We start from the raw sequence: 26,051 nt of genomic DNA, 5'->3' as shown, positions 1-26,051 counted from the left end.
GGGTTTCAGATAACTGTTTCTGAGTTTTATTCGAGCACAATGCTGCATACGGCACCTTTCTTGATGACCGTTCCCGGCACCAGACTCTGCTTTACTACCTTTCCTCTACCTATAATCTGGGTCTTGATGCCCCGGCTCTCCATATTGTAGATAGCGTCTCGGGCTCCCATTCCGGTAATGTCGGGTACGATCGTCTTGCCGTATTGCTTCTCCCTGATGAGCTTGATGCTGTGGTTACCCACGCGCTCTGCCTTGCCCCAGATAGGGTTGCCGTCGGCATAGCTGCCACTCCAGTTGGCATTGGTCTTGATGCCGAGGTGGCTGAGCACATAGTTGGCAGCAAGGATATTGCCTGCCTTTACGTCAGGAACGAAGACGGATGCTGAGTCGCGGGCGTCCTTTACGTCAACTTTCAGACTCTGCGCCATGATGCCTTCTGAAATCTGATGGAAGACCTTACCGCACATCGTACCGCCCGAAGCAGGCAAACCGGATTTCTGTATGCAGACGATACAGCTGTAGCGTGGCGCATCGGCAGGGAAGTAGCCTGCGAAGCTGATGAGATAGCTGGTTCCGCCACTCTTATATCCACCGGCACCTTTTGAAATCTGGGCTGTACCGGTCTTTCCTGCCACTTTGAAGTTAGGCGAACCGGCTTTCTTTCCCAGTCCCACGCTTACCACCTGTTCCAGGATGGTTTGCAGCTCCTTGATGCTCTTCTCCTTGGCTATCTGCTGGCGCATCACTTCAGGAGGAAATTCCATGATGGTTTCTCCGTTCTTCACTACCTTGCTCACGAATCTTGGTCGCATCATCTTGCCGTTGTTGGCGATGGTGTTGTAGAAGGTGAGGGTAGAGATAGGCGGTACCTGGGTCTCATATCCGATACTCATCCATGGCAAACTGGTCTTTGCCCAGTTGTCATATTGTCCGTTCTTGTTTCTGTGCGGCATGCGGATTCTGGCTGGTGTTGCTCCCACCAGTGGAATCTTCAGGTCGTCGTGCAGACCGGTACGGTAGATACCCTTTATGAATTTCTCCGGGTTGTTGCGGTAATGGTCGTCTATGATGCGGCTCACACCGATGTTCGAACTGTACCACAGGGTCTGTGCGAGGGTCAGCATTCCGTATCCGCCTTTTCGCCAGTTGTGATCTTTCATTTCTCTGCCGTACATCGGCCATATACCGCCACCGGTTTCTACGTGACAGGTCGTGTCTACCACTCCGTCGTCCAGCGCTACGAGGATAGAGGCTGGCTTGAACACTGAACCTGGCTCCAGAAGGTCGCTCACGGCATGGTTGTGGATTTCTCTGTATTCGCCGTCGAAACATTTCTCCATGTTTACGATGGCCTTGATGTCGCCCGTAGGTACATCCATCACGATGGCTACACCCACATTGGCGTTGATTTCCTTCAGCTCGTCGATGAGTGAGCGTTCGGCAAGGTCTTGTATGCTCACATCGATGGTGGTCACGATATCGGCTCCGTCAATAGGAGGGGTATCGGTAATGTCGAGGAACTTGTTGCGAACCTTGCGGCGATGCACGATACCGTTGGTGCCTCGCAGGATGGAGTCGTAACTCAGCTCCAGACCGAAGCGGGCGGTATCCTTGGCGCCATACATGGCTCCGATGGTACGGCCTGCCAGCGAACCGTAAGTTCTGGTTCGGGCATTATATTCTTCCCAGTGGAAACCGCTCTGGTAGGGTTTCAGGCGGAATACAGGGATGTTCTTTATCTCGGTGAAGGTGTTATAGTCTACACGCTTCGGATAAACCGGCCAGTGGCGGCTCATCTTGGCGCGACCTTCGGTGAGGTGCTTCTTGAAATCAGACTCGCTCAGATTCGGAAATATCTGGTGCAGGCAAAGATAGATGGAGTCTTGCTTGGCATCCCACAGCGAGTCGTTTTCTGCATCTTTCAGCGCCTTGAAGTCCATGAAAACCTTAAATTCCGGCAGCGAACTTGCCATCAGCTGTCCTGTGCAGCTCAAGATGTTGCCTCGGTTTGGTTTTACGGTCACGGAATCCTTCTTCTGCCGTTCTGCCACCTTCATCCAGTAATCATGCTTGGCGGTCATGATGTAGAGCGCTTTACCCACTACGGCTATGGCGAAAATCGTCATGATGATGGCGATGGCGCTGTAGCGGGGCATTACTTTCTTGTGATCAAATTTGCTGCTCATTCTTCGGGTACGTTTATGATGTATGGAGGTTGGGTGGCGATGTGCAGCACGCTGTCTTTGTTGTTCTTCAGCATGTCGAGCACATTACTTTCACGACTCTTCTCTGTTATCTGGCTGCTTGTAGACAGCGCTTTGTATTTGGTGTCTTGCAGTTCTTTCTGCAGTTTGTCCAACTCGATGATATCGTTCTGGATATTGTATCGGTTGGATATGTAGATAATGACAAAAAACACGATGAGGATAACGAGCCATATCTGCCGGCGTATGATTTGTGCGGTAAGAATGTCTCCACCCAGAATCTTTCGCAGCGTAAAGCTCGATGATCCTGACGCCTCTTCCTCAATGGCTTGCTTGGCAATCACTTCCTTGAGCGAAGCCTGTGGAGCCTCCTGCTGCTGTGGCTCCTGCTGCGGAGTTTCCTGCTTCGGCGGTTCCTGTGATGCCTGTGCCTTTTCTTCGGCTATAGGCTTCTCACTGATGTTTATGTCTTTATCGTTTATCATTTCTTTTCTGCTATTCTTAGTTTGGCGCTTCTGCTCCTAGGGTTCCTTTCCTGCTCGTCGGCATCGGGAACGATTACCTTGTTGTTCACGAGTTTGAAAGGGATTTCTATTCTTCCGAAGAAGTCCTGCTCTATCTTGCCTTCTGCATTGCCCGCTTTCATCATGTTCTTTACGATTCTGTCTTCCAGCGAGTGATAGGTGATGACGCTGAGTCGGCCTCCCGGTTTCAGAAGTTCTGTGGCTGAGCGGAGCATCTCTTTCAGGGCGTCCATCTCGTGGTTCACTTCTATGCGCAGCGCCTGGAAGAGTTTTGCCATGTCTTTCTTCTCGCGTTCCCGCTTGAAGAGGGGCTCTACGGCTGCCATGAAGTCTTTGGTGGTAAGGATGGGCTTCTCGGTTCTTGCCTTGACGAGTGCCGAGGCGATGCGGCGCGAGTTCTTCAGCTCACCGTATAGGTAGAAGATGTCGGCAAGGGCACCTTCGTCATATTCGTTTACGATGTCGGCAGCAGTCTTGCCTGCACGCTTGTTCATGCGCATGTCGAGTGGGGAGTCGAAACGGAAGGAGAAACCGCGGGTCTCGTCATCGAAGTGGTGGCTCGATACGCCCAGGTCGGCTAACAGTCCGTCGAGTCCGTCTACCCCGTAGTAGCGCATCCAGTTTTTCAGGAATCTGAAGTTGGAGCATACGAAGGTGAAGTTCTCGTTTGCCACCACGTTGCGCTCTGCATCGGCATCCTGGTCGAAACTGTACAGGTGCGCTCCCTCAGTCAGGCGCGACAGAATCTCTCTGGAATGTCCGCCACCACCGAAGGTTACGTCTACATAGATGCCTCCTGGCTGTATGTTCAACCCGTCAACGCTCTCCTTGAGGAGCACCGGTACGTGATATGTTTCTGCTGTCTTTATCATATATCTTTTTGCTGTCTTATCGCGTTATAATATTGCGTGCGTACTTATTAATGTATAAATTTGGGTTCAAAGGTACATAAAAATCTCCATATAGCCTTACATTTTCCCACAAAATTTATAAAACTTAATGAAAAAGTTGTTTTTGGTCAACTTCACCTTCCAGTTTCGGGCATCGCCTTTTTGGTCTCATCAAGTGTGATGTTTTTGCAAAAATACGTGCAAAATGGGCTCGATTTGTCGTGATAGTTTAAAAAAACTAATAAATTTTCGCTTTTTTGCTATTTTTTTGGAAAAAATGGCACGTATTTGAAAAAGTTGAGTTACTTTTGCACTAACTTATATAAGTTTTAGCAAACATGAGTGAATCAATAGAGAAAACGATAGACATAGATAAGATTCTTAAGAGCAAGATGGGAAGCAAGGTGAAATTCGTACCGCGCTTCCTGGTTTCCTGGCTCAAGAAGATTATTCACGAGGACGAGGTGAACAGGTTCTTGTGGGAGAGCCGTGGCCTTTCGGGTACTGAATGGCTCACCGAATGTGTGCGCTATCTGAAGATGGATGTTGAAATCGTAGGCTTGGAAAACCTGCCTGACAAGAACGACGGCAAACTCTATACCTTTGTTTCCAATCATCCTCTGGGCGGACAGGACGGTGTATGTCTCGGTTCCATCATCGGCAAGCACTATGATGGCAAGTTCCGCTATCTGGTGAATGATCTTCTGCTCAACTTGCCGGGTTTGAAACCTGTAAGTATCGGCATCAACAAGACGGGTCGCCAGAGTCGCGATTTCCCACGGATGGTGGAGGCGGGCTTCAAGAGTGACAGCCACATGCTGATGTTTCCGGCAGGCTTGAACAGCCGCAAGCGCAAGGATGGAACCATCCACGACCTGCCTTGGAAGAAGACGTTTATCTCTAAGAGTATAGAATATCAGCGCGATGTGGTGCCTATCCATTTCGGAGGGCGCAACTCTGAACGTTTCTACAGCATCGCCCGATTTAGCGACAAGTATCTGCCGTTCAATCTCGCCATGCTGTTTCTGGTTGACGAGATGTACAGGAATGTGGGCAAGCATTTCCGCATCTCCATCGGCAAACCGATTCCTTGGCAGACTTTTGATAAGAGCAAGTCGGCTACCGAGTGGGCGCAGTATGTTGAAGACAGGGTTTATGAACTTTAATGGTTTACAAAACCCGGGAACATTGTTTTATATTAACGAAATCGTAGAATCATAGCATAGAAGAAGAGTAATATGGAAGAAGAAATCATCCAACCGATTGACCGTGAGCTCCTGAAGAGCGAGCTTACACCCGACAAGCAACTGAGAATGACCAATAAGAGCCATAACGAGATTTACATCGTTACGGCAAATGATTCGCCTAATGTGCTGAAAGAGATTGGTCGACTTCGTGAAATCGCTTTCCGCGAAGCGGGAGGCGGAACGGGCAAATCTATGGATCTTGATGAGTTCGACTTTGGTGACAACTGTTACAAGCAGCTGATAGTTTGGAATCCTGAAGCCGATGAGATTATCGGCGGTTACCGTTATCTCCTGGGTAGGGACTGGCAGCTCGATGAGAAGGGACAGCCTAAGCTGGCAACCAGCCACATGTTCCATTTCTCCGACAAGTTCCTCAAGGAGTATATGCCTTATACCGTAGAGTTGGGCCGTTCCTTCGTTTCGCTCGAATATCAGAATGTGCGTACCAACACCAAGAGTATCTTTGCTCTCGACAATCTCTGGGATGGTTTGGGCGCTTTGACGGTTCTCTATCCGGAAGTAAAATATTTCTTCGGCAAGATGACGATGTATCCGTCTTACATCCGTCGTGGCCGCGACATGATTCTCTATTTCCTCAAGAAGCATTTCGATGACAAGGAGAACCTCGTACTCCCGATGAAACCGCTGAAATTGGATACTCCAGAGAGTGATTTGGCTGCCATCTTTACAGAAGATGACTTCAAGGCAGACTATCGCATCCTGAACCGTGAAGTTCGCAAGTTGGGTTATAATATTCCTCCTCTTGTTAATGCCTACATGAGTCTGAGTCCTACGATGAAGCTTTTCGGTACCGCCATCAACTATGGTTTTGGTGATGTGGAGGAGACCGGTATCCTCATCGCCATCGATGAGATTTTGGAAGAGAAGCGAGTTCGCCATATCAATAGTTTTATTAAGGAACATCCTGAGGCTCTGAAGATTACGAGCGGAGCCAATAATGTGATTTATAAGGAAAAAGGTATCTAGACTATACCGCAGAATCCCATGTTCTTATTGCTTATTGGCAATAGAAACATGGGATTTTTGTTTTCTGTAAAAACTGCTTGCCTCGGTTAAATAGTCTTAATGAATCTCGGAAAAGGCAGCGGAATTTTGGTTTTATGTGTCGAAAAGTGTATCGTTCTGGCATTTTCATGTGTCTAAACGTGTAAAGATATGTATGTTTGAACTCCGCTTCCTTATACAATAGGCAGACTGATTCCGTTGATCTTCTGATAGATGTCGAGCGCATAGATGTCGGTCATGCCGCTGATATAATCAATTACCGCCATGATGCGCTCCTCCAGATTCTCGTTCTCTATATCATACTGGCTGCTTACCCGGCGCAAGAGCTGCTTGGAGTAGAAACGCGATGGGTTGACGGCTGCCTCTATGAAAACCTCCATCAGAGTTGCCATGATTTTATAACCCGACAGTTCTATGTCGAGCACCGGCTTGCTTTGGTAAATCTTAGAGTAGGAGATCTTCTCACATTCCTTGTATGCCTTTTTCTGGCGCTCGGAAATGTGGTCGATGAGACTGCCCTCGAAAGTTCCGGCAAGGATTTCTTCCTCGTGCGCCAGGAAGGCTGCCACACATTCGTTCTCCAGTTTGCCGATGACGCTGGCTCTCATGTAAACCACTTTCTCGTTTTCGTCAGTCATTTCTTCGTCGATGATGCGCTGGCGTATCTTCTGCTGGATATCTTCATCGAAGAAACTCAGCAGCAAGTGCTCCGTCTCGGCAAAGGAAAGAATCTTGAGCTTATGGGAGTCTTCGATGTCCATGATTTCGTAGCAGATATCGTCAGCAGCTTCTACCATATATACAAGTGGATGGCGGGCGTATTTGAGAGGCTCACCCGGTGCAGATTTGCAAAAAATGCCCAATTCATCGGCAATTTTCCTGTAAGATTCCGCTTCGGAAGCAAAGAAACCGAATTTGCCGTGGTTGTCGGCAAGACTGCTTGCAAACGGGTATTTTACGATAGAAGCAAGCATGGAATAGGTCATCACGAAGCCTCCCTGACGGCGCCCCTTGAACCGGTGGGTCAGGATTCTGAAGGCATTTGCGTTGCCTTCGAAATGCGTAATATCATCCCAAAACTCCGATGAAACCATTGATTTTATTTTCTGACCCGGTCCTTCAGAGAAGAAAGTCTGGATGGCTTTCTCGCCGGAATGACCGAAAGGCGGATTGCCCAAATCATGTGCCAGACAGGCTGCACTTACAATGGTACCTATCTCCTCAACGAGCGTATCCTTCAGTTCAGGCCGCTTCCGGATGACGTGTCGGGAAATGTCGTTACCTATCGACATGCCCACACTCGCCACCTCCAGACTGTGGGTGAGGCGGTTGTGAACGAAGATGCTGCCCGGCAAAGGGAAAACCTGCGTCTTGTTCTGCAGGCGGCGGAATGCCGATGAAAAGATAAGACGGTCGTAATCGCGCTTGAATTCAGAGCGATCATCATGGCGCTCGGCATGCTTATGCTCCTGTCCGAAACGCTTGTTGGATATCAGTTGTTTCCATTCCATATTATTGTATTACTTGATTCTGTAGCGCAAAAATACACTAAAGTAAGCACAAATCAAAATAAAATATGATAAATTACATGTTTTTATCCTCAAAAATTCATTTATTCCATCAAAATTGCTTATTTTTGCAGATTGTTAAACTCAGACACAGATAAAAAAGAAAAATTCATGATAAAAGTACAGATTATCAACAAGGGGCATCAGCCTCTACCTGCGTTTGCTACACCACAGAGTGCCGGCATGGATTTGCGTGCAAACATCGATGAGGCAATCGTGCTTCATCCTATGGAGCGCCGATTGGTGCCAACTGGTCTTTATATGGCTTTGCCAGCAGGGTATGAAGCGCAGATTCGTCCTCGCAGCGGTCTGGCTTTGAAGCATGGCATTACCGTACTGAATACGCCGGGAACCATCGATGCCGATTATCGCGGTGAAATCATGGTTCTGCTCATCAATTTCTCTACAGAGAATTTCGTTATCAATGATGGCGAGCGTATAGCCCAGATGGTGCTGGCTAAGCACGAACAATGCGATTTCATCGAGGTTAATGAACTCGATGAGACCGAACGTGGAGCCGGTGGATATGGTCATACGGGTGTAAAATAACAAATTGTTTAAGATAGAATAGAAAGGATTAGAATCGTGAAGATGAATCTTAGAAATATCAGTTGGGCATTGGGGCTGGTCTTGCTGGGCATGGTAGCCATGCCGTCGCTTGCCCGTAAAAAGAAGGTGCAGCCGGTTCAGAAGCCGGTGGTTCAGGAGGACCATCTCTCTCCGGACGACCGCCAGCGCTACAACTATTTCTTCCTGGAGGGAGCACGCCAGCAGGCTGCCGGCAATTATTCGGCGGCTTTCGACCTCTTTGAACATGCCAGGAAGATTGACCCGAAGGCGGCTGAGACCTATTTCTATGAGTCGCTTTTCTATTCTCAGCTCAAACAGGATTCTCTGGCACTTGCCTATATGCAGAAGGCAATAGAACTGAATCCGGAAAACCAGACCTATGCAGAGCAGTTGGGCAGATATTATATAGGTAACCAGAAATACGATCTTGCCATCGATGCCTATGAGAATCTGTATGCCAAAAACCACGATAATACCGATGCCCTCCGCATTCTGGTTCAGCTTTATTCACAGAACAAGGATTATAAATCGGTACTCAAAACCATTTCGCGTCTTGAAGTGGAAGAAGGTGAAAGCGAACAGTTCACCCTCTCTAAAATGAGAGTTTATGAACTGATGGACGACAAGAAGGCTGCCTATCAGGAACTGAAGTCGCTGGTAGACCAGCATCCGCTGGATATGCAGTACAAGACGATGCTGGGCAATTGGCTCGTACAGCACAACCGCCAGAAGGAAGCCTACAAGTGCTTTACCGATGTGCTGAAGGAAGAACCTGATAACTCCTATGCCCAGATGTCGCTTTACGACTATTATAATGCCACCCGTCAGGAGCAGCTTGCCGAGCAGATGCTCGATAAAATCCTGATGAGTCCGAAATCGGATCTGGAGACCAAGGTGATGATGTACCGCTCTTTCATTCAGAAGAACGAGAGCGAAGGTGGCGATTCTACCAAGGTGATTGCGCTGTTCGACAAGGCACTCAACGTAGCTCATCCGTCTGCTGAAGTGGCAGAGATGAGAGCTGCTTACATGAGTTTGAAGAAAATGCCAGCCGACTCGGTATGCCGTGCCTTCGAAAAGGTGCTTACCATAGCGCCGGATAATGTGAATGCCAGAATGCAACTCGTACAGATGCTCTGGAACGAGAAGAAATATGACCTGGTTTCCCTGCAATGTAAGGCGGCTCAGGAGTATAATCCCGAAGAAATGGTGTTCTATTACTTCGGTGGAATGGCGTATTATCAGAAAGATAAGGAAGAAGAGGCGCTCCGTGAGTTCCGTCTCGGATTGGCGCAGGTGAATGCACAGTCGCCGGCTGACCTGGTTTCCGACCTCTATGCCGTAACCGGCGATATCCTTCATAAGAAAGGTGAAGAGCAGGAAGCCTTTGCGGCTTACGACTCCTGCCTGCTATGGAAAGATGACAACGTGATGGCGCTGAACAACTATGCCTACTATCTGAGCGAGAAGGGCGTTGACCTGCATAAGGCTGAGTCGATGAGCTACAAGACCATCAAGGCAGAGCCGAACAACGGTACTTATCTGGATACCTATGCTTGGATTCTCTTTATGGAAGAACGCTATGCTGATGCCAAGACCTATATAGATCAGGCACTCAAAAACCGCGATTCCACCGCGGATAACAGTACGGTTCTGGAACATGCCGGCGATATCTATTATATGAATGGTATGGCCGATGAATCCGTAGATTTCTGGAAGAAAGCCTATACCGGCGAGAACCAGACTGAGGTGCTGGCATGGAAGATTAAGAACAGACAATATATTACCGGAGAAGAACTGAAGAAGCGTAATGCGCCAAAGCAGAAACCTGCCGCTACGAAAAAGTCAGTTAGAAAAGGTAAGAAGAAATAAACGGAAAGTAGAAAAATCAAGAAAGATGAAATATATAATGAAGAAGAATAAGATGATGCTGCTTGCCGCAGCCTGCAGCATCCTGCTCCTCGGTTCTTGTGGAACCAGCAAGAATGTACAGGGCTCTGGCTCATCATCAGCCAGTCATCAGAAAGAGAATGCCACCAAGGGTTCTGACTCTCGTCAGAGTGAGACTCTCAAGAAGTTGGCTTTCGTACAGAAGGTTTCAGACAATCAGGTGTATACCAAGAATATTGTAGGCAACATGTCGTTTACTCTCCAGGCTGGTGATAAGGACATTACTGTGCCGGGCAAACTGAGCATGCGTAAGGATGAAATCATCCGCATCCAGCTCTTTATTCCTATCTTGGGTACAGAGGTGGGCCGTCTGGAGTTTACTCCCGACCATGTACTTATCATCGACCGTCTGCACAAGGAATATATCAAGGCAGATTATACCCAGGTAGACTTCCTCAAGAAGCAGGGCATCTCCTTCTATTCTCTGCAGGCTCTCTTCTGGAACCAGCTGCTCCTGCCGGGCGAAAGAACTGTGAAGGAATCAGACCTGAAGAAGTTTGATGCCAGACTGGATGTGGCAGGAGATGCTGTGCCGGTTAGTTTCAGGAACGGCAATATGACCTATGCCTGGACAGCCAACCGCACTACCGGCCGTATCACAGCAGCAGATGTTGTCTATAAGAGTGCGCTGAACGGCACCTCCAATCTCCACGTCGACTACGGCAACTTCAAGAGTGTAGGCGTCAAGATGTTCCCTGCCTCCCTGAATCTGTCGATGACCACTACTGCTACCAGGAAAAAGCAGGAGGCTAAGATCAATCTGGAATTGAATCAGGTGAAGACCGACAGCAAATGGAGCACTCAGACCGAGATTTCGGGCAAATACAAGCAGATTTCTCCAACTGATGTGCTCAGCAAGATATTGAGTATGTAAATACTCATCAAGAGTTTGAAATTATAGAACATGGGTTTTTAATATAAGAAATGAAGCGAATCTTATTATTCATCATGGCAATCACCTTCTCGCTCGCACCTTTTGCGCAGAACCATACTGCCCAGAAGAAGCCGGTGAGGAAGACTGCCGTAACTGCGAAAAAGAAGGCTGCTACTCCTGCCAGAAAGAAGAACAGCAGAAGGCATGTGTCCAGAAAAACATCCAAATCAGCTGCGTCAACCAGAGCAGAACGCAAGGCGGCAACCTATAGTAATGCCTCTATCCGAGGTTTGCAGGGACAGCGCGCTTCTATCCGGAAGAAGATCAGAGAACAGGAGCAGGCTTTGCAGAGAAATAAGGCGGATGTGAAGAAACGTCTTGAAGACCTGATGGCGCTGAACGGAGAAATAGACCAGCGTCAGAAGAAGATTGACGGTATCCAGAAGGATATCCATCATATTGACGGCAATATCGGCATTCTGCAGGCACAGTTGAAAACGCTTCAGCAACAGTTGCAGGACCGCAAGAACAAGTATATCCGTTCCATGCGCTATATGAGCCGTCATCATACGGTTCAGGACAAGCTGATGTTCATCTTCAGTGCCAAGAATCTGACACAGATGTATCGCCGCCTTTCCTTCATCCGCCAGTATTCTTCCTATCAGAAGGTGCAGGGCGAGGCTGTAAAGGCTAAGCAGAAGCAGGTGAACGAGAAGCACCAGCAGTTGCAGCATGTAAAGGGACATAAGAACACCTTATTATATAAGGGTAAGCAGGAGAAGACGGCATTGGAAGGTAAGCAGACCCAGCAGCAGGAAATGGTGCAGGGATTGCAGAAACAGCAGAAGACCATTCAGGCTTTGATTGCCGACCAGCGTCAGAAAGATGCGGCAATCAACGCACAGATTGACCGTCTGATTGCTCGGGAAGTTGCCAAGGCGAGAGCCCGTGCTGCTGCCGAGGCTAAGCGAAAGGCTGCTGCCGCTGCTGCCGCCAAGAAGCGTGCCGAGGAACTGGCTCGCAAGAAAGCTGCTGCCGAGGCTGCTGCCAGGGAGAATGCCCGTCGTATAGCCGAAGCCAAGGCGCGTGAGGCTGCTGCCGAAGCTGCCCGCAGAAAGGCTGCCGAAGAAGCAAGACTGGCTGCCGAGGCTGCAAGAAAGGCTCAGGAGGAGGCTGCTGCCCAGGCTGCTGCTCAGGCGAAGGCAAAAGCGCAGGCTAGGGCGCGTGCTGCTGCCGAGGCTGCCAAGCGTGCCGCCGCAGAACAGGCTGCCCGTGAGGCTGCTGCCGAACAGACTGCAAGAAAGGCAGAGGCTGAAAGACAGGCTGCCGAGTTAAAGGCGAAGATGGATGCGGAACGCAGTACCCGTGAGATTGCCGCTGCCAAGAAGGAGGCACAGGAGGCTTCTACCTTGAGTTCGGTAGACCGCATGCTGAGCGGTGGATTCGAGGCTAACCGTGGCCGATTGCCGATGCCTATCAGCGGCAGTTACCGTGTGGTGAGTCATTTCGGTCAGTATCATGTAGAAGGTTTGAAGGGTGTAACGCTCGACAATAAGGGTATCAATATCCAGGGCAAGCCGGGTTGTGTGGCTCGCAGCATCTACGATGGTGAGGTGAGTGCCGTCTTCGGTTATGGTGGCATGTGGAATGTGCTGGTCCGTCATGGTGCCTACATCTCTGTTTACTGTAATCTGAAATCGGTCAGCGTTCATAAGGGTCAGAAGGTAAGTACCCGTCAGGCTTTGGGTAGTGTTGGCTCTGATAACATCCTCCAGTTCCAGCTTCGCAAGGAGACTGCCAAGCTCAATCCGGAGGCTTGGCTGAGCCGATAATGTATGAATGAGCCGATAATGTATGAATAGTTGCAGCTAGAAGCAGCACGCCCTGTTTTACTCTAATTGAGCAAGCTTTGAGCGTATTTTTTAACGTTAATTATATTTAACGACCCTTGGGTCTTGCCTGATGAAGTTTGCGTCATAGTATTCACCTTTTTCCACGAGGGTGAATATGATCCTTAGCAACTTGTTTGCTATGGCATTTAGCACATAATGACGCGGCTTTTTATCTATTAAAGTACGCCTCTCGTAATACAGTTTAATCTCCTTGTTGTGCAATCTGGCGCTTTCTGCGCAGATGTACAACAAGGTCTTTGACCGTCTATTACCAATCTTGGATATATGTGCTCCCTTGTCCATTTTCCCCGATGATTTTTCGTATGGCGCAGTTCCTGCATAAGCAGCATATTGGCGCGCTGTAGTTATTTTTGTGAAATTCTCTGTTTTTACCAATAGTTCTACTGCGGTAATCAGCCCAACTCCATCGACACTTTTAACAAGCTCATAGTTGTGGCGAATGCTCTCATGTCCATTTATGACTTTCAACATTTCTTTTTCCGTCTCTGCAATTTCCGTGTCCAACATCTCTTTGATGCGGTCCATGCTTCGCTTGACGGCAAGACTTCTGATAGGACGACAATCCTCGCTCTTGTCGGCTGTTATTAGCTGCTTACGCTGTTCTACGAGCATTTCTCGGTGGCGTGCCAATTGACGAAGCTCATATAGAGCCTCTTCTGGAAACGTCTTGTATTTCAGCTTATCAGGATATCTCTCTCCAAAATCTCTGAGCAGTGCACAATCCAGGACATCCGTCTTGGCACGGTCAGGTGTAGCTCTGTATCTATGGATGACATATCCACCCACAAAGGCAATCTTCACATTGCTATCCATGCAGCACTTCAAGAGAGTATCACCATAAACTCCGGTATGCTCAGCAACCAATACAGCATCGCTTGGAAGGGTTTCTAAAAACCTTCCGATACTCTTAAAATTGTTCTTTACAACCTTATGTGAAGGTTGGTTTGATACTTTTTTTGATGTCAAGTCGAAAAAACTTACGTCAAATTTCTCTTTTGCCAAATCTATTCCGTATATTTGCATTTTGAATGAAGTTTTTAATAAGAAGGGTGCTCCGTTCTGAGCGGCTACAACTATACTACGAGTCCTGTCTTGTTCTACACAAGCAGGCTAATTTACTCTCAAGCTTCTGCTCAGAAAATATCCAGTTCCCCAAACAGGGCTAAGCCTTTACTATGCTAGAAAGGGCACAGGGTTAACGCTGGATATGGAGTATTCTTCTTTTTTTATTGTACTTATCTAATTTTCTGCAAAGTTAACAAAAGTTTGCAGATATAAAGATTTTCACCTCTTTATTTTTCCAAGTGCAAATATAATAGTAAGGGCAAAAGCTTTCAAATGTCAGAACGAATGTCTCTTTCAGATGCTGGCTCCATCCAAGAGTTTCCGGTATTTAGCTACGGCATCCGAAATCTCGCTTATTTTGATAAATTCATCGGCTGAATGGGAGCGGGAGGACTCGCCCGGACCCAGTTTGAACGAAGGGAAGTGCATCAGAGCCTGGTCGCTGAGGGTAGGACTGCCGAATGGCTTCATGCCCATGGCTACACATTTCCTGATAAGAGGATGCGCCGGGTCGATGCGGGATGACTTCAGACGGAAACTGTGCGCCTTCACCTCGCTCTTCAGGTGCTGGCAGATAAACTTGTAAACCTCCTCGTTGTCATAGAACTCGTTGGTGCGGATATCCACAAGCATCGTACACTTATCCGGAATCACATTGTGCTGGGTTCCGGCATTCACTACGGTAAGCGTCATCTTGGTAGGTCCCAGGAACTCGCTTACCTTCTCAAACTTATAGTCACGAATCCATCGCATATCATCCAATGCCTCGTAGATAGCGTTTACTCCCTCGTTGCGGGCAGCATGACCGCTCTTTCCGTGAGCAATCACATCCAGCACCATCAGTCCCTTTTCGGCAACAGCCGGGTTCATGCCGGTAGGTTCACCTACGATGGCAAGGTCGATATGCGGAAGCAAAGGCAGGGCACGGGTAATGCCATCCTTTCCCGACACCTCTTCTTCGGCGGATGCCAGATAGATAAGATTATACTGCTGAGGCTTTGCGGTCAGCATTCTGAATATCTGGAGGAGCGAACAGAGTCCACCGCCGCAATCGTTGCTGCCCAAGCCGTAAAGTACACCCTCTTCTACATCCGGTGAAAACGGGTTGCGTGTCCATGAAGCCACAGGCTTCACGGTATCGATGTGAGCGTTGAGCAGCAGGGTAGGTCGGCTCTCATCGTAATGAGGGTCGATAATCCAGATGTTGTTCGCCACACGATGAGGTTCGAAACCATATTTGCGGATGGTCTGCTCCATGATGTCGGCAGCATCCTTCTCGTTTCTGCTTACAGATGGGGTGGCGATGAGCTTTTTCAGCAAATCCACGGCATCGCTTACATATTCTTCTTGTGTCATCATAATCTCCCTATTCTTTGTTTTTTTCTGCAAAGATACGAAAAAAAGAGCAGATAAAGTGGAAAAAATATCTTTTTATTTTGTGTTCTTGACAAATTCTATTATCTTTGCATCAGAATATAAATATAAGCTTATGCAGATTAATAGTCATCTTTCGGTACTGGTACATGATCTCGCCAAGAAATGGGGAGAGAAAACTGCTTTAACTTTCAGAAAGTTTGGCAGCGACCAGTGGCAATCGATTTCATTCAACCTCTTTTCCTTAAGAGTGAAACAAGTGAGCAATGCCCTCCTGAATCTTGGGGCTAAACCTCTTGACAAAATCGCAGTCTTCTCGCAGAACTGTGTGCATTATCTGTACACCGACTTCGGTGCGTACGGTATCAGAGTTACCTCTGTGCCTTTCTATGCCAACAGCAGCGAGCAGCAGATTCAATATATGATTAATGATGCGCAGATTCGCTTCCTCTTTGTTGGCGAACAGGAGCAGTATGACAAGGCTCACCGTATCTTTGCCCTCTGTCCATCTCTGGAACGTATCATCATCTTCGATTCAAGCGTGCGCATCAGTACCCACGACCCTGCAGCCCTCTATTTCAAGGACTTCCTGAAGCTGGGTGAGAATCTTCCTCGTCAGACAGAAGTGGAGGAACTCTACAAGCAGGCTAGTATGGATGACTTGGCTAATATCCTCTATACCAGTGGAACAACGGGAGATAGCAAGGGCGTGATGCTGACCTATAGCCAGTATTATGCTGCTTTGAAGGCAAACGACGAGTGCATTCCTGTTACCGAAAAGGACCGTGTCATTGACTTCCTTCCATTCACCCATATCTTTGAGCGTGGATGGGCATATCTCTGCTTGAGCGAAGGTGCCGAACTCACCATCAATACTTATCCTCATGAAATTCAGGAGAGTATGAGAGAGATGCATCCTACCTGTATGTGTAGTGTGCCACGTTTCTGGGAGAAGGTTTATATCGCCGTAAAGGCTAAGATGGATGATGCCGGTCCTATCCAGAAGAAACTCTTCTACCATGCTTTGGCGGTAGGAAAGAAGCGGAATATAGAATATCTGGCAAACTGCAAGCGCCCTCCTCTGACATTGGAGTTGGAATATCAGATTATCAACAAGACCGTTTTGAGCATGGTTCGCAAGCAGTTGGGCTTGGAAAAACCGAATATCTTCCCTACAGCGGGTGCTTATGTAAGTCCGGAAGTAGAGGAGTTTGTACATGCCATCGGTATCAATATGGTGGTGGGTTACGGTTTGACCGAGAGTCTTGCCACCGTATCCTGCGATCATTCTGACAAGAAACGCAGTCTGGGTTCGGTGGGTCGCCCTATCTCCAGCATTCAGGTAAAGATAGGTGAGGATAATGAGGTGCTCCTCAAGGGTCCTACCATCACTCCGGGATATTATCATCGTGATACCACCAATGCGAAGGCATTCGACAAGGATGGATTCTTCCATACCGGTGATGCCGGCTACATGAAGGATGGCGAGCTTTATCTCACCGAGCGTATCAAGGACTTGTTCAAGACATCGAATGGTAAATATATCGCTCCGCAGCAGGTAGAATCGTTGCTCCTGGTAGATAAGTTTATCGATCAGGTGGCTGTTATTGCCGACCAGCGCAAGTTCGTATCAGCCCTCGTCGTTCCAGAGTTCCGTCTCGTGGAGGACTGGGCACGTGAGCATCATATCGCCTTCACCTGCCGTGAAGATTTGTGTGCTAACGAGAAGGTGCAGAAGATGCTGATGGACCGTATCCAGATTCTCCAGCAAAATCTGGCTTATTATGAGCAGATTAAGCGCATTACCCTCCTGGCTCACCACTTCTCTATGGAGTCGGGTGAGTTGACCAATACCTTGAAGATTCGCCGCCCTATCATCAACAAGAACTACAAGGCGGAGATTGACAAGATGTATGAGGAGTAATCTAAAGTTTAAAGTTAAAAGTTAATAGTTAATGATTACAGCTGACCAATTGAAGGATGTGATGGACAGAGCTGACGCTCTGCATCGCTATCTCAATATAGACCAGAAGAAAGTAGAATTCGAAGAGGAGCAGCTCCGCACTCAGGCTCCAGACTTCTGGGAAGACCCGAAGTATGCACAGGAGCAGATGAAGAAGGTGAAAGGTATCCAGAAATGGCTCGACGGTTATAAGACCGTACGTCTTTATGCCGATGAACTGCAGCTTGCCTTCGATTTCTATAAAGACGAAATGGTAACCGAGGAAGAGGTGGATGCCGATTATGCCAAGGCGATAAAAGCCATCGAAGACCTGGAGTTGAAGAACATGCTTCGCCAGAAGGAAGATCCGATGGACTGCGTGCTCAAGATTAATTCCGGTGCCGGTGGTACAGAAAGCCAGGACTGGGCACAGATGCTGATGCGTATGTATATGCGCTGGGCTGAGGCTCATGGCTACAAGGTTACTATCACCGATATGCAGGAAGGCGATGAGGCTGGTATCAAGAGCGTCACCATGACCATAGAGGGCGGCGAGTACGCTTATGGTTATCTGAAGAGCGAGAATGGTGTGCACCGACTGGTGCGTGTTTCTCCTTTCAATGCCCAGGGCAAGCGAATGACCAGTTTCGCCAGTGTCTTCGTAACTCCGCTGGTAGATGATACCATCGAGGTATATGTTGACCCAGCCAAGCTCTCCTGGGATACCTTCCGTTCGAGTGGTGCCGGTGGTCAGAATGTGAATAAGGTTGAATCCGGTGTCCGTCTGCGTTATTGGTATACTGACCCTGATACCGGCGAGGAAGAAGAAATCCTCATCGAGAACACCGAGACCCGTGACCAGCCAAAGAACCGTGCCAAAGCCCTGTTGCTCTTGAAGAGCCAACTCTACGACCGCGCCATGAAGAAGCGTCTGGAGGCTAAGGCTAAGATTGAGGCAGGTAAAAAGAAGATAGAGTGGGGAAGCCAGATTAGAAGTTATGTCTTCGACGACCGTCGTGTGAAAGACCACCGTACCAACTATCAGACATCGGATGTAGATGGCGTGATGGACGGCAAGATAGATGATTTCATCAAGGCATACCTGATGGAGTTCCCTACGAATGATGACGAACAACAATAATAATCTAAAAAATATACGACTATGAGTGGAAATAAAGACTTAAGAAGAGCCAAACATGAGGCTTATCAGAAGAAACAGGCTGCAAAAGGCGAGAAAGTAATCAAGTGGATATTCGGTGGCTTGATAGTCCTCGGTATTCTTTTTGCCATCTATGCAGCATCATTAGCATAAAACTATGAGTGGATTAGAGATAGAAAGAAAATTCCTCGTTAAGAAGGGCGACGCTTACAAAAGTGCCGCCTTTTCTTCTAGTCATATCCAGCAGGGATATATTCCTGCCGAGGGGGCTACGGTGCGGGTTCGCACACGGGATGAGAAGGCTTACCTTACCATTAAGGGCAAGTCGGTAAATGGCGGCATGACCCGCTATGAGTTTGAAAAGGAGATAACGATGGACGAGGCGCAGCATCTTCTGCAACTTTGTCAGGGTGGCGTCATCGATAAGCGTCGCTATCTGGTGAAAAGTGGCAGTCATACCTTCGAGGTAGATGAGTTCTATGGCGATAACGAAGGTCTGGTCATGGCAGAGGTGGAGTTGGCTAGCGAGACCGAAGCCTATGAGAAACCTGATTTCATCGGCATGGAGGTAACAGGTGACAAGCGGTTCTACAATTCGCATCTCTTGGGCAATCCTTTCTCGAAGTGGCGTGATACCTTGCCGGCTGAATATCGTTAGAAAATGTATCGAAAAGGTCATTTCTTCGTCCTAAAACGGATTAAATTGCATAAATATTACTAAAATTGTATTTTTGCTTTCAAATAATTCATATATTTCAGAATTATTTTATAATTTTGCACGAAGAAAAATTAAAAAATAAGAAATTAGTAATAGAAAGATAGAAATGACTGATTCAAATAGAGGAAGTTTTGGTAGCAAGATTGGATTGATTCTTGCTACAGCAGGTGGCGCCGTAGGTTTGGGTAACGTATGGCGCTTCCCTTATATGGCTGGTCAGGAAGGTGGCGCAGCCTTTATTCTGGTATACATCGGAAGTGTGCTCCTGTTGGGCATTCCATGTATGATTTCTGAGTTTATCATTGGCCGTCATGGTGCCTCTAATACCGCACGTGCCTATACCAAACTCTCTAATGGTACTGCTTGGAAGTGGGTAGGCTATCTTGAGGTGCTTACCGGTTTCCTGATTACGGGCTATTATGCGGTGGTTTCGGGCTGGTGTCTGCAGTATGTCTATGCCAGCATCATGGGCGAACTGCATGGTGACCCAACCTTTGTGGCGAATTACTTCAAGGAGTTTTCTTCTGATCCTGTGCGTCCGGTTATGTGGACGGTAGCGATATTCCTGATTTGTCATTTCGTGATTATTCATGGTGTGCGCGGCGGTATAGAGAGGGCTTCTAAGGTGATGATGCCTCTCCTGTTCATCCTGCTTTTGATCATTGTGGTAGCAGCTTGTCTGTTGCCGGATGCAGGTAAGGGCGTGGAGTTCCTGTTGAAGCCTGATTTCGGAAAGGTAGACAGAAACGTGTTCCTGAATGCCTTGGGTCAGTCGTTCTATTCTATGAGTATCGGTATGGGCTGTATCTGTACCTATGCCTCTTACTTCAGCCGTCAGACCAATCTCTTTAAGAGTGCTTTGCAGATTTCCATCATCGATTTGCTGGTAGCAGTACTGGCTGGTCTGATGATATTCCCTGCAGCCTTCTCTGTAGGGGTATCACCGGATAGTGGTCCTTCGCTCATCTTTATCACTTTGCCGAATGTCTTTAATCAGGCGTTTGCATCGTTACCTGTACTGGGTTGGATTATCTCGCTGCTCTTCTACGTGTTGCTGTCGGTTGCAGCCTTGACCTCGCTGATGTCACTTCATGAGGTGAATACCTCTTTCTTCTACGAGGAGTTGAAGATAGACCGCAAGAAGGGTGCTACCATCGTTACGGTTTCCTGTGCCATCATCGGAGCCTTCTGTTCGCTCTCTTTGGGTGCAACAGATAAACTTTCGTTCTTCGGAAAGGCGCTGTTCGATTGGTTCGACTTCGTTACGGGTCAGATATTCCTTCCTCTGGCAGGATTCCTTACCTGCCTGTTCCTGGGTTGGTATGTACCTAAGCAGATCGTACAGGATGAGTTTACTAACTGGGGAACCTTGAAGGGCCGTCTCTTCGGTATTTATCTTTTCCTGATTAAGTTCGTTTGTCCTGTCCTCATCTTCCTGGTATTCCTGAACCAGTTTGGTGTCTTCGGATAAAGTATTTGTAATCGGATATAACTATATATAATAAGGTGTAGCATCTCCCGTTTCGTCGGAAAACAACAAACACTACACATTAAAGATTTAGATAATGGAAACAAGAGGAAATTTTGGTAGTAAGTTGGGCGTTATTCTTGCCACAGCCGGCTCGGCAGTCGGTTTGGGTAATGTGTGGCGTTTCCCTTATATGGCAGGTCAGAATGGTGGCGCCGCCTTCATTCTCATCTATTTGGTATGTATCATCCTACTCGGATTGCCTGGCATGATGAGTGAATTCATCATCGGCCGTCATTCTGCATCCAATGCAGCCCGTGCTTATACCAATCTGGGTAAGCATAAGGCTTGGGGTGCTTTGGGCTTGATGGGTATCATCACCTCTATGATTATCTTGGGTTTCTATGCCGTAGTGGCTGGCTGGTGCCTGCAGTATCTCTATGCCAGTATCATGGGCGGTGTTCATGGCGATGCAGAGTATGTGAAGACCTATTTCCAGACCTTTTCAGCCGATCCTATCCGTCCTACCTTATGGGCAGTAGGTTTTATCCTGCTTACCCACATGGTGGTAGTACGCGGTGTGCGCAATGGTATAGAGAAAGCATCCAAGATACTGATGCCTATGCTCTTCTTCCTGTTGATTGTGATTGTGATAGCTTCCTGCTCTCTGCCGGGAGCGATGAAGGGAGTGGAGTTCCTGCTGAAGCCGGATTTCTCTAAGGTAGATGAAAACGTGTTGCTCGAAGCGCTGGGACAGGCGTTCTTCTCTTTGAGCATGGGTACGGCTTGTCTGTGTACTTATGCCTCTTACTTCAACAGACAGACCAATCTCTTGAAGTCGGCTACTCAGATTGTGACCATTGATACGGTAATCGCCGTATTGGCAGGTTTGATGATCTTCCCTGCAGCTTTCTCGGTAGGTGTGCAGCCAGACAGCGGTCCTTCGCTCATCTTCATTACCTTGCCAAACGTATTCCAGGAGGCTTTCGGTAACATGCCGGTTGTCGGTTATGTGATTTCGGTGTTGTTCTATGCTTTGCTTGTATTGGCAGCCCTGACTTCTACCATCTCGATGCACGAGATAGGTACCGCCTTTATTTATGAGGAGGGTAAGATAAGCCGTGCCAAGGGAGCCTGGTTCGAGACCGTCGTTTGCTGCATCATAGCTGTATTCTGTTCGCTCTCTCAGGGTGCCGTACCTGATTTGGGCTTCTTCGGCAAGGATTTCTTGAGCAATTGTGACAACTTTACTGCCCAGCTGCTCATGCCGTTGGGGTCGTTCATCACCTGTCTGTTCCTGGGATGGTATGTGCCAAAGAAGATTGTGCGTGATGAGTTTACCAACTGGGGAACCTTGAAGGGAACTCTCTTCCCTGTTTTCCTGTTCACCATCCGTTTTATCTGTCCAATCTGTATTTTCCTTATCTTCCTGCACCAGTTTGGTGTCATTTAGCAAAACCGGCAAACTTACAGACAGGCTATCTTGCCCCTAGTAGGCAAGATACGGCTTGATTCTTTCTATTTCGGCAGGTGGAAAGTCTTTGAGAAGACGCAAATCATTCACACTTCTCAGCGGACCATGGGTTCTGCGGTAGTTTACGATTTCCTTTGCCTGGTAAAAGTTCAGGTAAGGATGTTTGCGCAATTCGGTTAAACTGAGCTGGTTGACATTCATTTTTCTGATATGTTTTGCATCAATATTCATATAGTGGAGGGCTGTCTCGGGCACGCCTTCCACTTCTTGTATCTGGCTCATGGAAACAAAACCGCCTAACCGCTCTCTGTAACGGATGATGCTTCTGGCATAGTAAGAGCCTATGCCGGGAATTTTCTGCAGTTCGGTCGTATCAGCAGAATTGATGTTGATATACTGACCTTCTTTCAGCTTCCGTGGATAACTGTATTGGGTAGTGTCTTTCTTCCTTTCATCTCTAGTTCTTATAGCTGTCTCTTGATAGCCGTAGTTGTATCTTTCTCTTGGGTAAAAGTTGGCAGCCGGCTGATAGTCTTTACCAATTCTGATAAAGGGCAGCAGTTTTTCGAATTGCTTCTTGGTTAGTCCGTAAACCCGTGCAAAGTCTCTAGGTGTCCTGAAGATACCTCCTTTATTTCGATATTTGATGATGCTTCTGGCTTGCCATGATTCAAGGCCCAGCCGTTGGAAATCAGATTGGCTTGCTGTATTGGGGTCAAAGGCGAATACTTCGCTCGACTGAAGTCCTTCGTCATAATAGCCTGGCTGTTGCCGCGTGGCATGTCTGATGATACTATCGTTATGGGCTTGTTGTTTTTCTGAGGGCATAGTTTCTTTAGAACCTACAATGAAAATCATTGTGGTACTGACAACGAGCAGGGTCAGGATTATGAGTAATGCTCGCCGTTCATGGTAATTGATATAAAAAAAATCCTTTAAAAACTTCATAGGCTTACGGATTTTTAAGTTCTTGTGATACCGAATTTTCGCCGACCATTTTGACCACGACCAAGGCAAATCCTCAGTGTTTACGGCACATCTGACGGCTTTTGGTCGGGATTACTGGACTCGAACCAGCGACCTCATCGTCCCGAACGACGTGCGCTACCAACTGCGCTAAATCCCGATTTCTGCTGCAAAGGTACATTAAATAATGGATAACACCAACAAAAATAGACTTTTTTATCTTTTTTTGAAAGAAATTTCCCGAAAAATTTGCAGGAACCAGAAAAAAGTATTACCTTTGCACCCGCAAATGATAAATCGCGATTTGTGAAAGTTGGTGCCATAGCTCAGTTGGTAGAGCAAAGGACTGAAAATCCTTGTGTCCCCGGTTCGATTCCTGGTGGTACCACTTCTTTATGAGACTGAATCTTCGTAACAGGATTCAGTCTTTTTTTATGCCCTTTTTTATAATACTCCATTTTACACTTGTGCAAACGTTTGCGTATGAAAAATGCGCCAGGATGTTTTATAATAGCTATTTTTTCACTACTTTTGCATTGTAAAATTCAAAAACAAACTAATCTAACAAACATTCGTTAAAATGAAAAAAGCTTATTTATTATTGTTGGCTGGAATGTTGTCTACGGCAGTATTTGCCGGCAGCAAACAGACGGTTAAGATTGATGGTCAGGTCATAGAAAAGACTGTCTCAGAGATTACCTTTGATGGAGACAATGTTGTTCTTCAGTATTCAGATAATACATCTGATCAGGCAGACATGTCGCTCGTAACCCTTTCTTTCACTTATCAAACTACCGGCATCAGCCAGATAGAAGATATTAAGAAAGCATTGCAAGGAAAGGTTTATAACCTTCTGGGCCAGTGTGTAGGTTCTTCCCTCCAGGGTTTGTCTAAGGGTGTTTATATTATTAATGGTAAGAAAGTAATTATCAAATAAAAAAAGGAGGAACGCAAAATGAAGAAAATCGTATTTACTTTGGCACTCCTCCTGATGAGTTTGAGTGCAGCTTTGGCACAGACATGGACATTTAAGATTACCCATGCCGTGGCTCGTAACAGCAAGGTTAACCAGATGTATGTTACCACCAAGTCGGGTGATGTGAAGTATTATAATACTGCAGACTTGACAAGTGTGAAGTTCGAAGGTGACAAGGCAATCATAGCACCTAAATCAGGTTCAGAGAATGATGAGTATGATGCTTCTGTTCAGAAAATCAGTTTCGTTAAGAAAGTAGATCAGGGCGGAAGTGGTGATATTGACAATCCTGCAGGTGTGATTCAGATTTCTGAGGCAAAGGGCTGGCAGGAGTCTGCTTACCTGAAGTGGGCTCCATTCGAGGGTGCTTCTTCTTATAATGTATATGTAGGTGACAAGAAGATTGATGCTCAGCTGGTTCGTCAGTATGCTTCTTACTATCGTGCCGATGTCCTCGGTTTGAAGGCTGGTACTTATTCTGTAAAGGTTGTTCCTGTAAATGCTGACGGTAAAGAGATTGCTGGTGCAAATACAGTTTCTAATTTGGTAGTAAAGAACTACAACCGTGAGGGTTTTGCTCATTTCAAGTATGATGGTGTAGGTGCTTATAATAATGATGGTACTTTGAAGGCTGGTGCTAAGGTTCTGTATATTACAGCCAAGACAGCTAAGACCGTTTCTACAACAGTTAATACTGGTAAGCTTGAGACGATTACAGGTCTTCAGTCTATTATTGATGCTTATTCTAAGGGCAAGGATACTACTCCTATCGCCTTCCGTATCATCGGTAAGGTAAATCTTTCTGATTTGGATCACATTTCAAGTTCTGCAGAAGGTTTGCAGGTTAAGGGTAAGGGTGCTCACTCTGTAATGAACATGACTTTCGAAGGAGTCGGTGATGATGCTACTGTATATGGATTTGGTTTCTTGCTTCGTAATACCAAGAGTGTAGAGTTCCGTAACTTTGCTATCATGCGTTGCCTGGATGATGCCATGTCTCTTGATACCAATAACTCCCATGTCTGGATTCACAACATGGATCTTTTCTATGGTAAAAAGGGTAGTGCTGCCGACCAGGCTAAGGGTGACGGTACTGTAGACATCAAGGGCGATTCTAAGTATGTTACTGTAGCATACAACCGCTTCTGGGATAATGGTAAGGCTTCTATGTGCGGTATGAAGAGTGAAACTGGTCCTAACTATATTACTTATCATCACAACTGGTTCGACCATTCAGACTCTCGTATGGCTCGTATTCGTACTATGAGTGTTCACATGTACAACAACTACTATCAGCACAATGATGTTTATGGTATTGGTGCAACCAGTGGTTCAAGTATATTCATGGAGTCTAACTACTTTGATGCTGTTAAGCGTCCTATCATGAGCTCTCTGCAGGGTACTGATGCCAAGGGTGATGGTACTTTCTCTAGTGAGAAAGGTGGTTTGATTAAGGCATACGGCAATGTATTTACCAACAAGCCTGATAACTTCAGCTATATCCCATACGCAGAAAACAATACAAGCTTTGATGCCTACGAGGTTTCTGATCCAAGTGAGCAGGTTCCTGCAAGCGTAAAGACTTTGGTTGGTGGTACTTCTTACAACAACTTCGATACGGACCCAAGCCTCATGTATGCATACGCTGCAGATAAGGCAGAAGATGTTCCTTCTATCGTAGAAGGCTTCTATGGTGCAGGTCGTTTGAATCATGGTGACATTGATTTCGTTATTCCTGATGAAACAGTCGTAACAAACGGTCACCAGCAGCCATTGCCTGCTTTGGCAAGTATTCTTGACGCTTATACTTCTGGTGTTGTTAAGGTGTTCGGTGAAAGCAATGCTTCTGGCGAAGGTGCTTCTGGCGAAGGTGGCGAGACTGGTGGTTCTACTGGTAGTACAGAAGGTGGCAGTACTAAACTTGTACCTGTTAAAGACTAAAGGTATAGAACTGATTTAAAGATTCCTGTCTCTTTAATGACAAAACGGACAAAAGCTAGATAAAGATTTGCTTTTGTCCGTTTTTTCTTTATTTTTGTCTTAAATCTATCTGCTGTTTTTTTCTCTTTTCTCTACTTTTGCAACCGAAAACAATTTTAAACGTAATCGCATTTAAACGTAAAACGTAACCTAAAAGTAAAAC

General features: G+C 46.9%; 21 protein-coding genes and 2 tRNA genes. 15 read left to right on the top strand and 8 right to left on the bottom strand.

Translation table 11 applies throughout. The features are described 5' to 3' along the window. Window positions 1-26 precede the first annotated feature (26 nt). The 3 genes from ONT08_RS04740 to rsmH are packed head-to-tail and all read right to left on the bottom strand — an operon-like array spanning window position 27 to window position 3,600. The gene (locus tag ONT08_RS04740) at window positions 27-2,186 is read right to left on the bottom strand and encodes a penicillin-binding protein (RefSeq protein ID WP_264959361.1); all 2,160 of its coding nucleotides are present in this window, start codon (window positions 2,184-2,186) and stop codon (window positions 27-29) included. Next, entirely contained in the window at window positions 2,183-2,689 is a 507-nt protein-coding gene (locus ONT08_RS04735; protein ID WP_153083273.1) for an FtsL-like putative cell division protein, read from the bottom strand. The genes ONT08_RS04740 and ONT08_RS04735 overlap by 4 nt, the downstream gene beginning before the upstream one ends. Continuing rightward, the gene (gene rsmH, locus ONT08_RS04730; protein WP_264959360.1) at window positions 2,686-3,600 is read right to left on the bottom strand and encodes a 16S rRNA (cytosine(1402)-N(4))-methyltransferase RsmH; all 915 of its coding nucleotides are present in this window, start codon (window positions 3,598-3,600) and stop codon (window positions 2,686-2,688) included. Before rsmH ends, ONT08_RS04735 begins: the two co-directional genes overlap by 4 nt. 356 nt (window positions 3,601-3,956) lie before the next feature. On the opposite strand from rsmH, the gene ONT08_RS04725 reads away from it, so the two are divergent. Together ONT08_RS04725 and ONT08_RS04720 are read left to right on the top strand one after the other, a co-directional pair. After that, window positions 3,957-4,784 carry a glycerol acyltransferase gene (locus ONT08_RS04725; protein ID WP_117587291.1) on the top strand — a complete coding sequence of 276 codons (828 nt, stop codon included), beginning with the start codon at window positions 3,957-3,959 and terminating at the stop codon, window positions 4,782-4,784. Window positions 4,785-4,856: 72 nt separating this feature from the next. Then, window positions 4,857-5,852 carry a GNAT family N-acetyltransferase gene (locus tag ONT08_RS04720; RefSeq protein ID WP_117587290.1) on the top strand — a complete coding sequence of 332 codons (996 nt, stop codon included), beginning with the start codon at window positions 4,857-4,859 and terminating at the stop codon, window positions 5,850-5,852. 212 nt (window positions 5,853-6,064) lie between these two features. Here ONT08_RS04720 and ONT08_RS04715 read toward each other — a convergent pair whose 3' ends face one another. After that, complete coding sequence (locus ONT08_RS04715; protein WP_117587289.1) at window positions 6,065-7,402, bottom strand: deoxyguanosinetriphosphate triphosphohydrolase; 1,338 nt, start codon at window positions 7,400-7,402, stop codon at window positions 6,065-6,067. Between the two features lie 168 nt (window positions 7,403-7,570). Here ONT08_RS04715 and dut point away from each other — a divergent pair, with 168 nt between their 5' ends. The 4 genes from dut to ONT08_RS04695 are packed head-to-tail and all read left to right on the top strand — an operon-like array spanning window position 7,571 to window position 12,685. Next, on the top strand, window positions 7,571-8,008 hold the full coding sequence (dut, locus tag ONT08_RS04710; protein ID WP_117587302.1) for a dUTP diphosphatase: 438 nt from the start codon (window positions 7,571-7,573) through the stop codon (window positions 8,006-8,008). A 42-nt stretch (window positions 8,009-8,050) separates the two neighbouring features. Further along, window positions 8,051-9,901, top strand: coding sequence for a tetratricopeptide repeat protein (locus ONT08_RS04705; RefSeq protein ID WP_264959359.1), 1,851 nt, complete (start codon window positions 8,051-8,053; stop codon window positions 9,899-9,901). 37 nt (window positions 9,902-9,938) lie between these two features. Next, window positions 9,939-10,853 carry a DUF4292 domain-containing protein gene (locus ONT08_RS04700; RefSeq protein WP_264959358.1) on the top strand — a complete coding sequence of 305 codons (915 nt, stop codon included), beginning with the start codon at window positions 9,939-9,941 and terminating at the stop codon, window positions 10,851-10,853. 50 nt (window positions 10,854-10,903) lie between these two features. Then, window positions 10,904-12,685, top strand: a complete 1,782-nt coding sequence (locus tag ONT08_RS04695) for a murein hydrolase activator EnvC family protein (protein WP_264959357.1) — start codon at window positions 10,904-10,906, stop codon at window positions 12,683-12,685. 96 nt (window positions 12,686-12,781) lie between these two features. Here the strand turns inward: ONT08_RS04695 and ONT08_RS04690 are convergent, their stop codons facing one another. After that, on the bottom strand, window positions 12,782-13,789 hold the full coding sequence (locus tag ONT08_RS04690; RefSeq protein ID WP_119235899.1) for an IS110 family transposase: 1,008 nt from the start codon (window positions 13,787-13,789) through the stop codon (window positions 12,782-12,784). Window positions 13,790-14,125: 336 nt separating this feature from the next. Further along, on the bottom strand, window positions 14,126-15,190 hold the full coding sequence (locus ONT08_RS04685; RefSeq protein ID WP_117586929.1) for a M20 family metallo-hydrolase: 1,065 nt from the start codon (window positions 15,188-15,190) through the stop codon (window positions 14,126-14,128). A gap of 130 nt (window positions 15,191-15,320) precedes the next feature. Here ONT08_RS04685 and ONT08_RS04680 point away from each other — a divergent pair, with 130 nt between their 5' ends. From ONT08_RS04680 to ONT08_RS04655, 6 genes are all read left to right on the top strand, one after another. Beyond that, window positions 15,321-17,129 carry an AMP-dependent synthetase/ligase gene (locus tag ONT08_RS04680; RefSeq protein WP_117586930.1) on the top strand — a complete coding sequence of 603 codons (1,809 nt, stop codon included), beginning with the start codon at window positions 15,321-15,323 and terminating at the stop codon, window positions 17,127-17,129. Between the two features lie 31 nt (window positions 17,130-17,160). After that, complete coding sequence (gene prfB / locus ONT08_RS04675) at window positions 17,161-18,288, top strand: peptide chain release factor 2 (protein WP_117586931.1); 1,128 nt, start codon at window positions 17,161-17,163, stop codon at window positions 18,286-18,288. A 21-nt stretch (window positions 18,289-18,309) separates the two neighbouring features. Continuing rightward, on the top strand, window positions 18,310-18,459 hold the full coding sequence (locus ONT08_RS04670) for a hypothetical protein (protein ID WP_181985920.1): 150 nt from the start codon (window positions 18,310-18,312) through the stop codon (window positions 18,457-18,459). Between the two features lie 4 nt (window positions 18,460-18,463). After that, entirely contained in the window at window positions 18,464-18,964 is a 501-nt protein-coding gene (locus ONT08_RS04665) for a CYTH domain-containing protein (RefSeq protein WP_006847608.1), read from the top strand. Between the two features lie 166 nt (window positions 18,965-19,130). Next, entirely contained in the window at window positions 19,131-20,495 is a 1,365-nt protein-coding gene (locus ONT08_RS04660; RefSeq protein ID WP_022120223.1) for a sodium-dependent transporter, read from the top strand. Between the two features lie 94 nt (window positions 20,496-20,589). After that, window positions 20,590-21,945 carry a sodium-dependent transporter gene (locus ONT08_RS04655; protein WP_022120224.1) on the top strand — a complete coding sequence of 452 codons (1,356 nt, stop codon included), beginning with the start codon at window positions 20,590-20,592 and terminating at the stop codon, window positions 21,943-21,945. Between the two features lie 36 nt (window positions 21,946-21,981). Here ONT08_RS04655 and ONT08_RS04650 read toward each other — a convergent pair whose 3' ends face one another. Together ONT08_RS04650 and ONT08_RS04645 are read right to left on the bottom strand one after the other, a co-directional pair. Then, window positions 21,982-22,794 (bottom strand): helix-hairpin-helix domain-containing protein, encoded by an 813-nt coding sequence (locus ONT08_RS04650; protein WP_259301879.1) that lies wholly within the window; start codon window positions 22,792-22,794, stop codon window positions 21,982-21,984. Window positions 22,795-23,016: 222 nt separating this feature from the next. Continuing rightward, a tRNA-Pro gene (locus tag ONT08_RS04645) sits at window positions 23,017-23,092 on the bottom strand. A 155-nt stretch (window positions 23,093-23,247) separates the two neighbouring features. Between ONT08_RS04645 and ONT08_RS04640 the strand changes: the two genes are divergently transcribed. The 3 genes from ONT08_RS04640 to ONT08_RS04630 all read left to right on the top strand — a co-directional run bounded on the left by ONT08_RS04640 (window position 23,248) and on the right by ONT08_RS04630 (window position 25,849). After that, window positions 23,248-23,320 (top strand) — tRNA-Phe (locus tag ONT08_RS04640). A gap of 192 nt (window positions 23,321-23,512) precedes the next feature. Beyond that, window positions 23,513-23,869: a subtilase gene (locus ONT08_RS04635; protein WP_254972756.1), complete on the top strand. Its 357-nt coding sequence runs from the start codon at window positions 23,513-23,515 to the stop codon at window positions 23,867-23,869. 18 nt (window positions 23,870-23,887) lie between these two features. After that, window positions 23,888-25,849 (top strand): pectate lyase family protein, encoded by a 1,962-nt coding sequence (locus ONT08_RS04630; protein WP_264959356.1) that lies wholly within the window; start codon window positions 23,888-23,890, stop codon window positions 25,847-25,849. The last annotated feature ends 202 nt before the right edge of the window (window positions 25,850-26,051 follow it).

The sequence above is a fragment of the Segatella copri genome (assembly GCF_026015465.1).
GTDB classification, from domain to species: Bacteria; Bacteroidota; Bacteroidia; order Bacteroidales; family Bacteroidaceae; genus Prevotella; species Prevotella copri_E.
The sequence above is the reverse complement of the archived record's forward strand: the minus strand, read 5'-3'. Positions and strand labels throughout refer to the sequence as shown.